This window comes from Streptosporangium sp. 'caverna', from assembly GCF_003203775.1.
Taxonomy (GTDB): Bacteria; Actinomycetota; Actinomycetes; order Streptosporangiales; family Streptosporangiaceae; genus Streptosporangium; species Streptosporangium subroseum.
On sequence record NZ_CP029711.1, the window covers coordinates 6,244,318 to 6,257,437 of the forward strand.

General features: G+C 65.3%; 12 protein-coding genes. 6 read left to right on the top strand and 6 right to left on the bottom strand.

Going from position 1 to position 13,120, the window contains the following annotated elements; genetic code table 11:
• The first annotated feature begins 1 nt into the window (after position 1).
• Complete coding sequence (gene csb2 / locus DKM19_RS27375) at positions 2-1,429, top strand: type I-U CRISPR-associated protein Csb2 (RefSeq protein WP_110699422.1); 1,428 nt, start codon at positions 2-4, stop codon at positions 1,427-1,429.
• 3,258 nt (positions 1,430-4,687) lie between these two features.
• Here csb2 and DKM19_RS27380 read toward each other — a convergent pair.
• Positions 4,688-5,257: a tyrosine-type recombinase/integrase gene (locus DKM19_RS27380; RefSeq protein WP_110699424.1), complete on the bottom strand. Its 570-nt coding sequence runs from the start codon at positions 5,255-5,257 to the stop codon at positions 4,688-4,690.
• Positions 5,258-5,340: 83 nt separating this feature from the next.
• Positions 5,341-5,553: a DUF6349 family protein gene (locus DKM19_RS27385; RefSeq protein WP_110699426.1), complete on the bottom strand. Its 213-nt coding sequence runs from the start codon at positions 5,551-5,553 to the stop codon at positions 5,341-5,343.
• Between the two features lie 101 nt (positions 5,554-5,654).
• On the opposite strand from DKM19_RS27385, the gene DKM19_RS27390 reads away from it, so the two are divergent.
• On the top strand, positions 5,655-5,960 hold the full coding sequence (locus DKM19_RS27390; protein ID WP_110699428.1) for a hypothetical protein: 306 nt from the start codon (positions 5,655-5,657) through the stop codon (positions 5,958-5,960).
• Here DKM19_RS27390 and DKM19_RS27395 read toward each other — a convergent pair.
• Positions 5,947-6,165, bottom strand: a complete 219-nt coding sequence (locus DKM19_RS27395; protein ID WP_110699430.1) for a hypothetical protein — start codon at positions 6,163-6,165, stop codon at positions 5,947-5,949. The genes DKM19_RS27390 and DKM19_RS27395 overlap by 14 nt on opposite strands.
• A 35-nt stretch (positions 6,166-6,200) precedes the next feature.
• On the opposite strand from DKM19_RS27395, the gene DKM19_RS49835 reads away from it, so the two are divergent.
• The gene (locus DKM19_RS49835) at positions 6,201-6,341 is read left to right on the top strand and encodes a hypothetical protein (RefSeq protein ID WP_162641808.1); all 141 of its coding nucleotides are present in this window, start codon (positions 6,201-6,203) and stop codon (positions 6,339-6,341) included.
• A 465-nt stretch (positions 6,342-6,806) separates the two neighbouring features.
• On the opposite strand, the gene DKM19_RS27400 is transcribed toward DKM19_RS49835, so the two are convergent.
• Positions 6,807-7,733 carry a pentapeptide repeat-containing protein gene (locus DKM19_RS27400; protein WP_162641809.1) on the bottom strand — a complete coding sequence of 309 codons (927 nt, stop codon included), beginning with the start codon at positions 7,731-7,733 and terminating at the stop codon, positions 6,807-6,809.
• Positions 7,734-7,936: 203 nt separating this feature from the next.
• On the opposite strand from DKM19_RS27400, the gene DKM19_RS27405 reads away from it, so the two are divergent.
• Both DKM19_RS27405 and DKM19_RS27410 read left to right on the top strand, forming a co-directional pair.
• Positions 7,937-9,388: a pentapeptide repeat-containing protein gene (locus DKM19_RS27405; RefSeq protein ID WP_110699433.1), complete on the top strand. Its 1,452-nt coding sequence runs from the start codon at positions 7,937-7,939 to the stop codon at positions 9,386-9,388.
• A gap of 163 nt (positions 9,389-9,551) precedes the next feature.
• Positions 9,552-10,652, top strand: a complete 1,101-nt coding sequence (locus DKM19_RS27410) for a tyrosine-type recombinase/integrase (protein WP_204358263.1) — start codon at positions 9,552-9,554, stop codon at positions 10,650-10,652.
• Between the two features lie 56 nt (positions 10,653-10,708).
• On the opposite strand, the gene DKM19_RS27415 is transcribed toward DKM19_RS27410, so the two are convergent.
• A complete protein-coding gene (locus tag DKM19_RS27415; RefSeq protein ID WP_110699435.1) occupies positions 10,709-11,152 on the bottom strand; it encodes a hypothetical protein in 444 nt (147 codons plus the stop codon).
• A 242-nt stretch (positions 11,153-11,394) separates the two neighbouring features.
• On the opposite strand from DKM19_RS27415, the gene DKM19_RS27420 reads away from it, so the two are divergent.
• On the top strand, positions 11,395-12,042 hold the full coding sequence (locus DKM19_RS27420; RefSeq protein WP_162641811.1) for a hypothetical protein: 648 nt from the start codon (positions 11,395-11,397) through the stop codon (positions 12,040-12,042).
• A 190-nt stretch (positions 12,043-12,232) separates the two neighbouring features.
• On the opposite strand, the gene DKM19_RS27430 is transcribed toward DKM19_RS27420, so the two are convergent.
• Positions 12,233-12,853, bottom strand: a complete 621-nt coding sequence (locus DKM19_RS27430) for a hypothetical protein (protein ID WP_162641812.1) — start codon at positions 12,851-12,853, stop codon at positions 12,233-12,235.
• Between the last annotated feature and the right edge of the window lie 267 nt (positions 12,854-13,120).

Below are 13,120 nucleotides of genomic sequence, written 5' to 3' on the forward strand. Positions count from 1 at the left end.
CATGGCAGTCGTCCTAGCCCTGCACTTCCCCTGGGGGAGATACCACGCCACCCCTTGGGGACGCTATGTCAACGAAGGAGCAGTAGAGCTGCCGCCGTCACCATGGCGGCTCCTGCGCGCCCTGTACGCGATCTGGCAGCTCCGAGCGCCCGAACTGGACGCCGGCGTGGTCCACGACCTGCTGGCCCGGCTCGCCGTCCCACCGTCGTACCTCATCCCGCCCTACAGGATCGCCCACACCCGGCACTACTACCCCGACAGCAAGCACCGCAGCGGATCGATCAGCACCGACAAGGCCATAGACGCCTTCGCCGTACTCGATGGCAACCAGACCATCTACGCACTGTGGCCAGTCGACCTCAACACCGAGCAGTCAGACGCGCTGGCACGGTTGGCCAAGTCGATTCCCTACATCGGCCGCGCAGACTCCACATGTGAAGCCGAGTTGCTGGACGGGGTCCCACAGGACGCGGCCGGGCACCAGCGGGTAGAGCCCATCGGCTTCGACGACGAGGACGCCCTCAGCGCTAGTCATGAGCGAGCAGACCTCCTGTGCCCCGAACTGCCGCTCAACTTGGACGCAGTAGTCCTCCGCCCAGTCGACGTACGCGCCAAGAAGTTGCTCTACCCGCCAGGCACCAGGAAGATCACTTACGCCGTGCCGGTGTCGACTCGGCCAGCGCGCCCCCTAAGGCGTACGAACAAGAAGACCACGGTGGTCCGACTGGCGATCAGCGGAATCGTGCAACCGCCCTTGGCGCAGACGGTTCCGCTGATGGACGCCCTACGCGGCGCTTGCATCAAGATCATCGCTGCCCAAGGTGTCGTGGCCGATAGCTTGCTCGCGGGCAGAACCGCGGCCGGGATGCCGCTCACCGACGGACATCGCCACGCACACTTCCTGCCCTATGACGCCAACGGTGACGGACGTATCGACGAAGTCATCGTCTGGACCCCCGCCGGCCTGTCCGCACACGAAGTCAAAGCGCTGGACAGCTTGACCAGGCGCAGCATCGGAGTGCCCGACGGCGTCTCCGGGCCGGCTAATCTCAACATGCTGCTCACTGCATCCGGCGACGAGACCCTACTGCCACCCGAATGGCACAATGCGGCACGACGATGGAAGACCATCACCCCCTTCGTGCCCTCCCGCCACCACAAGCCCAGGCAACCGGCCGCCGAATACCTCCACGGCGAGGTCGCCCGAGAATTGAAGTATCGGGGACACGACGCTCCCGACGTGAAGGTCGAAGAGAAGGCCAACCCCGACTTCGTTGGCTTTATCCGCCGTCGCTGGCGCGACAGAAAACCAGCCGCCATGCGCTCGAGTCACTGCCTGGAGCTGCACTTCGTCGAACCAGTTCAAGGACCCATTACCCTCGGACACCTGTCCCACTTCGGGCTTGGCCTCTTCACCCCGGTCCCCTAATAAGCTGCCGCTGCTTCTTGAAAAATCAACAGCGTGAACTCTCTGCGGGCTGGACCCCCCCTGTGACCGCTGCGCGTGGTTCGGAACCTCAAGTTCACACCCGGGCCTTAGGAGGTTCCGAAGCATAGAAAAGGAATCCAGGGGGCAAGGCGGACAGCGTGTCTGTATCGGAGTGAGCACTTTCAGTAATCGAGCCAGTTCACGAACCGTTTCACCCAGCCTTCAGGCTGGGCTCCATTGCGGCACCACGCCCGAGGTGCCGACCAGGCCGAGCACGGCATAGTTTCACCCAGCCCTCAGGCTGGGCTCCATTGCGGCCAGCCGGGCATCGGGGAGATCAAGCTGGCCGGACGCGGGTTTCACCCAGCCTTCAGGCTGGGCTCCATTGCGGCTCGACGGTGCCGTCCCAGGCGTAGACCGTCGACCCCCGGTTTCATCCCAGCCTCCTGGCTGGGCTCCATTGCGGCAGCGTGCGCGAGCCCATGATGCAGATGCCGTGGTGTTTCACCCAGCCTCCTGGCTGGGCTCCATTGCGGCCGCACCGTCAGCCGCGCCACGCCGAACTCCTCAGCCAGGTTTCATCCCAGTCTCCAAACTGGGCTCCATTGCGGCACGGTGCGGTCGATGCGTGGCCACCCTGCGGCCAGGGTTTCACCCAGTCTCCAGACTGGGCTCCATTGCCGCAGGTTGCCGGAGCTGCCGGCGCCGGTGCGGTAGGTGGTTTCATCCCAGCTTCGGGCTGGGCTCCATTGCGGCGGGGTGCCCTGATCCATGAACACGACCTGCAGGGCGTTTCATCCCAGCCTCCTGGCTGGGCTCCATTGCGGCTCCGACTGGGCCAACTTCCGCTGGCAGAGCCACAAGGTTTCACCCAGTCTCCAAGCTGGGCTCCATTGCGGCTACAACCACGGGCTGACCATCCACGGCACCCCGTCCGGTTTCACTCAGTCTCCAGGCTGGGCTCCATTGCGGCGCGATACCGGCGACCGCGCCCGCGAACGCGAGCGCTAGTTTCACCCAGTCTCCAGGCTGGGTTCCATTGCGGCGTCCGATCCGAAGTCGAAGCCCTACTGGGTCTGCTGGTTTCACCCAGGCTTCAGGCTGGGCTCCATTGCGGCACCGCGGCCAACTTCCCTGCGCGCGGCTCGCCTGCGAGGTTTCACCCAGTCTCCAGACTGGGCCCCATTGCGGCTTTCTGACCTGCTGGCCTTGGGCCGAGTAGCGAAGCGTTTCATCCCAGCCTCCTGGCTGGGCTCCATTGCGGCGACCCCGAGCAAGAAGAGGACTGCGTAGACATCTGTAATTTCACCCAGTCTCCTGGCTGGGCTCCATTGCGGCGGCGAGGCTGGCTGGGAAGCGTTCATCCCGCTGGATTGTTTCATCCCAGCCTTCAGGCTGGGCTCCATTGCGGCGCTGTGGATGGCGGCGCTGTGGGCACGATCGTGCTCCGGTTTCACCCAGTCTCTAGGCTGGGCTCCATTGCGGCGGGGTGCCCTAGTCCATGAACACGACCTGCAGGGCGTTTCATCCCAGCCTCCAGGCTGGACTCCATTGCGGCAGCATGTCGGCGGCCAACGTCACCCAGGCTCCGGCGTGTTTCATCCCAGCCTCCTGGCTGCCCCATTGCGGCGAGTGGACGCAGATCCCGATCGTCCAAGGCGGCGCCGTTTCATCCCAGCCTCCTGGCTGGGCTCCATTGCGGCAGCAGGGCCTCGACGTCGGAGGCGCGGAACCTCTTGTTTCATCCAGTCTTCAGGCTGGGCTCCATTGCGGCGTCCGATCCGAAGTAGAAGCCCTACTGGGTCTGCTGGTTTCACCCAGTCTCCTGGCTGGGCTCCATTGCGGCTACGACTGGGACGGCGATGGCCTAAGTGATCATGTGTTTCATCCCAGCCTCCTGGCTGGGCTCCATTGCGGCACCGTGCCGGCGAACGGGCGGATCGGGCAGGCCGGTGGTTTCACCCAGTCTCCAGGCTAGGCTCCATTGCGGCAGGACCCGCACATCGCCATTCGTGATCATCACCGGCTTGTTTCATCCCAGCCTCCTGGCTGGGCTCCATTGCGGCACGGTGTCGCCGATCCGGGCCGCGAACTCCTCTTCGTGTTTCATCCCAGCCTCCTGGCTGGGCTCCATTGCGGCTTGCCCGCGACCTGCTGCGCCTTCCCGATCGCGTCGGTTTTATCCCAGCCTCCTGGCTAGGCTCCATTGCGGCCCGGTGCGCGTGCTGTCGGTCGGCAAGCAGCGCAGCGTTCCACCCAGTCTCCAGGCTGGGCTCCATTGCGGCACGATGTTGAGCAGGTCACCGGTGCCGGCCGTGACGGTTTCATCCCAGCCTCCAGGCTGGGCCCCATTGCGGCCAGGCCATGGCCCCGCAAACCGCGGATGTCCTGACCGTTTCACCCAGTCTCCAGGCTGGGCTCCATTGCGGCAGGACCCGCATCCACTCGCGGGTGCACTCCAGCAGGGGTTTCACCCAGCCTCCAGGCTGGGCCCCATTGCGGCGAGTCCAACAACATCCCGTTCCCCCGCCCTGCCAAGTTTCATCCCAGCCTCCTGGCTGGTCTCCATTGCGGCGGCTACAACCTTGCGGTGTGTCCGCACCGCCGCGTATTTCATCCCAGCCTCCGGGGCTGGGCCCCATTGCGGCAGCTCGTGGCCGGTCCAGATCTGGCAGTCGCCGAACGTTTCATCCCAGCCTCCTGGCTGGGCCCCATTGCGGCAGGTTGTTGATCTGCGGCGTGGAGCGCCACCCCTCGAGTTTCATCCCAGCCTCCTGGCTGGGCTCCATTGCGGCGAGTTCATGATCCGCACGTACATTGCCCCGGACACGTTTCACCCAGTCTCCAGGCTGGGCCCCATTGCGGGGGCTCGAACACCGCCCAGCGGGTTTGGTCCATCAGCATTTCACCCCAGCCTCCGGGCCGGGGCTCCATGCGGGCAGATCTCGAACTCGAAACCAGCGCCGGGAATTCGCCTCCGGCGGCCATTCTTCGGCGGAGGCCACTGTCTCGTCTATAGGGCCGTCAGCTACGTGAAAGACCAGACGGGGTGCCGTACGGGAGGCCGGTTTAAGGGAGGGTGGGGTCGTTTTTCTAAGGCTGGAGGCCCGGCTGCCGACGGCGCCGCGCCGAGCTGGCGACGAGGCCAGGCAGCCGCAGGGGCCGGCAACGACGAGAGCGCCCACCACGCAGCAGGGGCGGACGCTCCCGGCGGCCGACGAGGCCGCGCGGCTACAGGCCGGTCACCGGGTTGTCGGTCTAGCGGTCGCCCTCCTCCAGGTAGCCGAGCAGGGCCTTCGAGCCGTCGGCCCAACCACCATGACGGCCGATCCTTTCCAGGGCAGCGCCAGCACAGCAGGCCGCCGTCGCGAAGCCGCGCTGCAGGGAGTGACCGGTCCAGCGGCCTTCCAGTCCGGCAGCCTCGGTGATACGGGCGACGACGTCGGCGATAGCATCCGAGGTCATGCGGCTGCTGGGGTCGCCAATCTCTTTGCCGCTCCTAGTCAGCGGCGGGGCAATACGGCCGTGGCGGGTGATGCGGACTAGGAGCGGGCCGGAGGTACGGCTAGCCTCGGCCATGTCGGTCAGAAGGTCACGCACCGCGCGGACGGGGCAGGTGGCCGGGATACAGCCGTACGGAACGGCCGTCTCGGTGGACTGCTTGATCTTGCGGCGGTAGATGGTGACGAGCAGGCCCTCGGGCGTCTCGCGGACGTCGGCGATGTCCAGGGCGACCAGCTCGGAGACGCGGGCGGCGCAGGCGTAGCCGAGCAGCAGGGCCACGGTGTCGCGCTTCCCGGCCAGGGTCGAGCATGGCCAGCATCGCACGCAGGGCGTCCGGCACGGCCGGGTCGGCCTTGCGGGTGCGGGCGGCGGGGTCCTTGGTCAGGGCGAGCCGCTCGGCGGTCAGTTCAACCGTTGACCGACCCACCGCGGCGGGGCCACGGCACGTAGGCGCCGTTCTGCTTGTGATCGTCGGCCTGCTCCTGCACCTCGGCCTTGGTTTCGAAGTCGTCGCCGCGCCATGCGCAGTTGTCGCAGGCCCCCTGGTACAGCCGGTCGGGCCCGTTGGTCGATCCGCCCACCCGCACGTAGGTGGAAAAGCGCGGACGGTGCTCGGTCATGGCAGAACCTCCCCAAACGTTTTAAGTCGGTAGCCATGCAGGAGGTCCATAGACCCACGCGCGGCGACTGGCGGGCAAGGATCCGGAGAACGGCTCTGCCCATGGGAATCGAAACCGGCAACTTCTTCCGGAACATCCACGACCTCGACGACCCGCACCCGGTGACGGCCAACGTCCACATGCACGACGGCGTGATCGGCCGGGGCGACCTGGAGCACAAGACACCCCGAGGCCTCGGCTCGCAGGGCCGCTACGACCTGTTCAGGACCATCGTCCGCGACGCCTCCGAGCGCACCGGGATGAAAACGGTCAACCAGGGCCAGGGCACCGCCTGGGTCGTGCACAAGGCGACCAAGCCGTCGCGCAACTCGTTCAGGATGCCCTACGACGACCTCAACTGGGCGTGATCAGGGACGCCATGAGGGCGAGCGCGGCGTCCTGCTTGTCCTCCAGCTCGTCCACCGCTTCCTTGGACGCGTCCAGGACGTAGACCGTGCGAAATAGGGCCTTGTAGATGTCGTAGGCCTGCTCGGCCGACAGCGTCACCGGCCCTTCCGGTCGCTCGAGCATCGGCGGCAGTTGCGGGGCCTGCATCAACGCCTCGGTATCCATACCCAAGATCCTATCGACCGGATGTGACATATCCCATGGTTCAAGGCCTCTGGGCCTCGGCCCCCGAGCGGCTGGTGTCTGACCGGCTGGCCGCGCTGATGAACGCCAACGCCGACGCGATGGCCTCAATCCGATCGCTGATCCTCAACATCGGGACGGTCGCGCTCCACTTCTGAACCCGGCCCAACGCTCTCACCATTTACGACGTCCTTTCGTGCCATTCCTCGGAAGAGGCCACTGTCACACGCGTAGGACTGATAACTACGCGAAAGACCAGGCAGGGATCTCCTGAGAGGGCCGACTTAAGGGTGCCCCCCTCTCGGCTTTTATTTGTGAATGTCAAGGGCAGGCCGACGCCGAGCACGTAGGCAGGGAGGCAGGTTAGCGACCGCGCCGATTTCGTGGGCATGTGCCACGGCGGAGCCGACGACGGCGGCGAGCTCGGCCACGCGGGCCAGGCCGATACCGGGCACCGTGGGCCAGGCCGACGCGCGTCATCGAGCCCGGCCGTGCTATCGACGGCATGCGTACGTCACCCGGTACGTGAAACGGAAGACGTACCGAGTCCCCGGCCGCCGGACACCCTGAACATCAGGGGACGAGCTCGACTACGCGAGAGCCTCGAAACCCCTTGTCTGCTATCAGGGTTGAGGTTCCTCAGGGCTCACCTGTCGCCATTCCACGGATAAGCCAATCACGCCGGTCAAGTCCGTATCGGTCAAGTCCGTATCGGTGAGGTTCGCGCCGGTGAGGTTCGCGCGGGTGAGGTCCGCGCGGCGGAGGTCCGCGCGGCGGAGGTACGCGCCGGTGAGGTCCGCGCGGTAGAGGTCCGCGCGGTAGAGGTTCGTGCGGTAGAGGTTCACGTGGCTGAGGTTCGCGCGGCGGAGGTTCGCGCGGCTGAGGTCCGCGCCAGCAAGGTCAATCCGGCGCACGGGCTCGTCGTCTGGGATGTCTCGGCGGCCGATGACGGTGAGGGCGGCTCGAATATCAGTGGCGGGAGACTTGGCAGTCGAAGACTCCTCGGCTTTGTCGTCATGGGAGTGCTCGCGGATGAATGCGGCCAGTACATCCATGATGGTGGGACGGTCGCGGGCCGAGTCGCGGGCGATGCGTTCGAGGGCGTAGATGCCGCCGAGGCGGATGTCGCGCTTGTCGGAGCCCAACTGTTCGATGGCCTTGGTGTACCGGTCGGTGACATGGCCTTGCTCGCTCAGGCGGTAGGTGCGGTCGCTCATCTCGACGGTGCTGCGGTAGTTCTGCTCGCTTAGTTCGAGCGTTCGGCGCGCTGTGGCGGCGTTGCGGGCTGTGTAATACACCGCGACCAGGGCGACCAGCCCAGTGGCGACGGTCAGTACACGCCCGCGCACCGCGTCGACTGCCGTGGTCAGGTCCTTGGGATCCAGTTTGGTGACATCGACGTCATCAAGAGTGGTCAGCACCCATTTTGCGCCGGGACCGAGCAACCACGCCAGAACCGCGACCAGGGCCAACGCCAGCAGGGTGACGACGAACCGAGGGGAGTTGCCTAGGAATCCCGGGACCTGGGAGAGGCTGCGCAGGAACCTCATGACCGCTTCGGAGACGCGCCGAAATCTCATGACTTCCACGGTGGCCGGTCATTGCGAACGCGGTGGGCGATGTCCGTTGGTGATGGCTAATCGTGATCGCGGAAGTGCTCCCTGGTCACCGTTTCCCACCTCGCTATGGTGCTGCACGATAACGATCGGGAGATCGACCAGCAAGGACTGGCGTCATCGGTTGATATGGCGGTATGCGCCTGCCTGAACGGCTCCGCCGTCGTCGTCCTCCCTCCCCCGACCTTTTGCCGGCTACCCCGCTGACATTGCGCGAGCCCCGGCCTGCTGGGTGGTGGATCGTCCCGGCTGCACTGCTGGTCGGTGGCGCCGTCTATGGAGTGGCCTGGTGGTTGCTGAGCGGCCTACCCCCGGTGCTGAAGCCCGCTGAGGTGGCGACCGCACGCCAAGGCGCGATCCAGACTGCGCTGGCGGCCGGTGCTGGGATCGGGGCGGCTATCACGGTGATGCTGGCCTTCCGTCGCCAGCGGCACCAGGAGCTCGCCACCCTGATCACAAGCAAGCAGGCCGACCGCGCCGCTGAACTGGCTGACCGCGTCGCCGAACATAACAAACAAGATGCGACCGAGCGCCGGATCACCGAGCTGTACATCAAGGCGGTCGAGCAGCTCGGCAGTGGTAAGGCCGCCGTCCGGCTGGGTGGGCTGTACGCCCTGGAGCGCCTGGCACAGGGCGATCCCGACCACCGGCAGACGATCGTGAATGTGATCTGTGCCTACCTGCGCATGCCGTATACCGTGCCTGGCACCGTCGTCCCTGGTTCACGACCTCCGGGCCCCAGGCAGACTGAAGCCGACTTCACCGACGCAGAGGGTGAACGGCAGGTTCGTCTTACCGCTCAGCGAATCCTGACGGAGCACCTTCGTGACGAATGCACCGTCGACCAGCGCGACACAGTGACCGCTGACTCGCGCTTTTGGAAGGGCATGCGGATCGACCTGACCGGCGCGACCCTCATCGACGCCGATTTCATGTCCTGTCACATCCACGATGGTCAATTCATCGGGGTGGCTTTCATTGGGGACGCCCGGTTCGGCGAGGCGACTTTCACCGGGAACGCCCGGTTCGGCGAGGCGACCTTCACCGGGCGTGCCCAGTTCGGCGAGGCGACTTTCACCGGGAACGCCCGGTTCGGCCGGGCGACCTTCACCGGGCACGCCGAGTTCGAGGGGGTGACCTTCACCGGGGACGCAGGGTTCGAAGTGGTGACCTTCACCAAGAACGCAAGGTTCAGCAGGGTGACCTTCTCTGGGTACACCTGGTTCCTCAAAGCGACTTTCGCCGGGCGTGCCGAGTTCTCGGAGGCGAGCTTCACCGGGGACGCCCGGTTCAACGGGGTGACCTTCACCGGGGACGCCCGCTTCAACGGGGTGACCTTCACCGGGGACACCTGGTTCAACGGGGTGACCTTCACCGGGCACGCTTGGTTCCTCGGGGTGGCCTTCATCGGAGAAGCTGTGTTCGACGAGGCGGCCTTCGCTTGGGGGGCCATATTCAACGATTCTCGTGTGCTCCAGCCAGCGGGGGCTCACTCTTGGCCAGCGGGCTGGACGGTCATTGCGGGGCCGGACGGCACCGGGATGCTCCATCGTGATGACGCGGTGCCGTCAGCTCCAACCACGCCTTAGCAGGCCCGCCGTAGGCATTAGGCCGATTTCTTGCCGCCGATCATCATCGTGACTCGAACGTGACCATACGGGATCGAAGGTAGATCATTTATGGCCTGGCTACTGATAAGCTGACTTCTCAGAAGCCAGAAACTGGTTGAGGATCTACCCGGAGGACACCCCCGTGACTGAGACCGCCTCCCGCACCGCCGAGCTCGTTGTGATCACCCCGGCCGAGATCGTGCCCGCCTACGCTCCGGCCGCCGGGATGGTCGCCCACACCGAGGCCGATTACTCCCTGAGCGCCGCCGCACAGGAGGCAGTCAAGGCCGGGATGCCCGCCAGCACCCTGCGCGCCTACACCAAGGACTGGAACGCGTTCGCCGTGTGGTGCGCGTCGACTGGTCGCGTCTCCCTCCCTGCCACGCCGCAGACCGTGACCGAGTACGTCACCCACCTGACGACCGCCATTTCCGCCCGGACCGGTAAGCCGCTGGGACCGGCGAGCATTGACCGGGCGCTGGCCTCGATCGCCACGTGGCACGGCTTCGCCGACGAGACGCCGCCGCAGACCAAGGGAGCTCGCCGGGTGCTGGCTGGCTACAAGGCGAAGCTGGCCACCACGCACAGCACGCAGGCAAAGACGCGGAAGGCCGAGCCCGCTGTCCCCGATGCCCTGCGGTCGATGCTGGCCGCCCTGGACCGGGGGACGCTGTCCGGGAAGCGCAATGCCGCCCTGCTGCTCCTCGGCTACGCTACGGCCGCGCGAATCTCCGAGCTGGTGGCGCTCAACCTCGATGACGTCCGGGAGACCGAGGACGGCCTGTTGATCAACGTCTACCGGTCCAAGGTCAAGACCTTCACCGAGACCGCCGTTCCCTACGGCAGCAACCCGGCCACGTGCCCCGTCCGGGCGGTGCGGGCCCTGCTCGTCGCCATGGTCGCCGCCGAGCGCACCACGGGCCCGCTGTTCATCCGCATCGACCGGCACGGGAAGGTCGCGGCGTCGATGACGCGGAAGGGCGTGGCGATCGGGGATGTCTCCGGCCGGATGACTCCGAAGGCCGCCGCCGACGTGGTCACCAAGGTTGCCGAGGGCGCGGGGCTGGAAGGGAGCTGGACCGGGCACAGCCTCCGGCGCGGGTTCGCCACGGCTGCCCGGCGGGCCGGTGCGAGCCTGGAGAGGATCGGCCGCCACGGTGGTTGGAAGGACGGCAGCACCGCGCTGCTCGGGTACCTGGAGGAGGGCGACCGCTGGACCGACAACCCGGTGGCTGGCCTGTAGCTCCAGACCCCGAACGCGTCCGGCCTTGAAAAATGGGGCTGGGCGCGTTGCGCATATCAGGGCACGAGCAGGTTGATAGCGATGCCGATCGGGATGGACACACCGACGCCGAGGAAGAAGAACATCCACTGCGTCCGTCGCTCGGCGCGGATCGTGGCCTTGGTCTCGCCGACCAGGATGTGTCGAATCTTCTCGGCCTGTTCCTGGTTGACCTCCAGGAGTCGCTGCTGGTCTTCGACCTTGGTGAGAAGGGCTTCGCGGGTAGCCTGCTGCGCCTCGAATTCGCGGTGGAGACCGTTCATAAGGGTGGTAGCCAGACTGAACGCCTGGTTCACGGCTTCTACCTGACGCTGCAGCCGCTTCCTGGTGTCTTCGCGCGCAAAGTCCATGCGGCGATCGTTCTGACGGTGCATGCTGCGCACGAGGATGATCAAGCCGCCAATAGTGGCCACTACGCTGAACACACTGACCGCAGACAGCCCGTTCTCAACCTCAGCCATAAGTATCATCCAGCCATTGCATCGCAATCAGTCCTTCAGCGGACCTAAGTGATCGAATCGCGACAGGGTGTGTGCGGCTCACGTTGCAGGCGGCATCGCTGACGGGTTCAGGCCACTGCTCCCAGACGCCGAGATGGTCTCTGCGCCCACGCCCCGACGAATGGGACATCACGTGTCCTGCGGAGTTGGTCAACGGCTACCGGTAGGTGGCGGCGTCCGGCTTTGAGTACGCTACGGCGGTCATGCCGACTGAAGAAGACGATCCCTTGTGGAGCGTCTGGAGGATCGCCGAATACCTGGACGTCTACAACCACTGGGTCCTCGCCTTCGCCCGGGAGTACGGCCTTGATCTTTTCGACATCGGTGGGGGCAACCTCCGGGCCCGCCAGAGTGATGTCATTCGCTTTGCCCTGCGGAACAGCCGTGCCCAACTCGGCCAGCCGGATTCTCGGCGGCAGGAGCGAGCCGACGACTCCCCGACGGTCGCCGCTCCGCCTGCTCAGAAACCTCCGCCCGATCTTGAGCAACCTCCGCCTGCCCAGAAGTCACCAGCAGATCTGCTGCGAGGATTCCGGCCGCAGGTCTCGCAGCGCGGCAGGGACTTCGATCTCTTCCGCATCGGGGCACTGGCCGTCGTTCTGAACCGCGCGACTGACACCGTTCGTCAGTGGGAGAAGTCCGGCGTCATCCCGGCCACTAAAAACCGGACCATCAGCGCTGACATACGCGGTACACGTCGTCGCTATACTCGCGCCCAAATTCTGGGCATGCACCGAATCGCTCAGGAGGAGGGTGTACTTGAGCCGTATGCCCGACGGCTTCGGGAGACCCAATTTGTCGAGCGAGTGCGAGCCCTGTTCACCGAGGACGTGACTGGCTCCGACACCTGATCTACCGGGAGTCGCTGGCGTGCGGCCTCGGCCGAGAGCTGGCGGCCGACGGTACGGGGTCGACAGCCAGCGCTTGGCAGAGCACTTGACTAAAAGTCAAGGGGCCGCAGGTTCAAATCCTGTCATCCCGACCAGGTTTTTGCTGGGCGGCATTCGCCTTCCGCCCTCGCAGCGTTTGGTTGGGCGATCCCTATTCCGGAGATCTGTTTTTCAGTTCAAATGTGACCACAGCCCAATCGTCCCCACCGATCAGCACCGGGTTCTTCATATCTACCACGTATCTGATCGAAGCGCCTCCGCGGAAATGCTGCGGAACGGAGAAGGAGAAGTTTTTCGAGTCTTCCAGCTCATTGGTGCTTTCCGAATCGCCCTCGTAGAATCGCGCCTGACCCCAGACATCAATGTTCCCCACGCTCGCGCCATCTCTCGGGGGCAGGAGCCTGGCATGCATGTCGATCTCCACCCTGCATTCCCCGCCCCATCTGTAGTCATGGACCTCGGGAATTAGCGTGTCCTGATTTTCGATGAGGAGCCGGTCCACCGCTCGTGGTTCGTGGATGTAATCGTCCTTGCCGATATCACTTTTATCCCTGCCGTCAACTCTGACGATGCCGACGAGGGCTCGGATGTTTTGCGCCGCCCGTAGCTTGGACTCTTTGGCGACGGCCGGAACGGCACATACCCCGGCCGTCACTGCGGCTCCGGCGAGACCAGCTGTCACACTAAGCGTCTGGGCCAAGAAGGCTCGTCGGTTTGAGTTTTCGATTCCGGCGTGCTGGTACGCGTCTTCCGGCGTCCTTGGGACATTCATGCGCTGCTCCTGCTATGAGTTCGTATGTGCGGAGCATGGCGCTGGAGGGGCTCCTTACTCTAAGTGTTTGCTTGAACGCTTCAGGTAGTCAATCACCAAGGCTGACGTGTTGCGCTTGTGTCTGTACCGGTATGCGGCCTCCAGCATCAGGCGAGCCTCCGCCCGCCTCCGAATAGACGAGCGGGGGCTCCTTGAAGTCCAGCTACGGCCAGTTCCCGGGGCCGGCCGTACGGAGCGCCACCAGGCGAGCCAACGACACCCGTCGCT

Excerpts from the sequence above, each read along its gene's own strand:
- DKM19_RS27430 (WP_162641812.1), bottom strand. The coding sequence starts at position 12,853 with ATGAATGTCCCAAGGACGCCGGAAGACGCGTACCAGCACGCCGGAATC.
- csb2 (WP_110699422.1), top strand. The coding sequence starts at position 2 with ATGGCAGTCGTCCTAGCCCTGCACTTCCCCTGGGGGAGATACCACGCC.
- DKM19_RS27400 (WP_162641809.1), bottom strand. The coding sequence starts at position 7,733 with ATGAGGTTCCTGCGCAGCCTCTCCCAGGTCCCGGGATTCCTAGGCAAC.
- DKM19_RS27390 (WP_110699428.1), top strand. The coding sequence starts at position 5,655 with ATGGGAATCGAAACCGGCAACTTCTTCCGGAACATCCACGACCTCGAC.
- DKM19_RS49835 (WP_162641808.1), top strand. The coding sequence starts at position 6,201 with ATGGTTCAAGGCCTCTGGGCCTCGGCCCCCGAGCGGCTGGTGTCTGAC.
- DKM19_RS27395 (WP_110699430.1), bottom strand. The coding sequence starts at position 6,165 with ATGGATACCGAGGCGTTGATGCAGGCCCCGCAACTGCCGCCGATGCTC.
- DKM19_RS27420 (WP_162641811.1), top strand. The coding sequence starts at position 11,395 with ATGCCGACTGAAGAAGACGATCCCTTGTGGAGCGTCTGGAGGATCGCC.
- DKM19_RS27405 (WP_110699433.1), top strand. The coding sequence starts at position 7,937 with ATGCGCCTGCCTGAACGGCTCCGCCGTCGTCGTCCTCCCTCCCCCGAC.
- DKM19_RS27415 (WP_110699435.1), bottom strand. The coding sequence starts at position 11,152 with ATGGCTGAGGTTGAGAACGGGCTGTCTGCGGTCAGTGTGTTCAGCGTA.
- DKM19_RS27385 (WP_110699426.1), bottom strand. The coding sequence starts at position 5,553 with ATGACCGAGCACCGTCCGCGCTTTTCCACCTACGTGCGGGTGGGCGGA.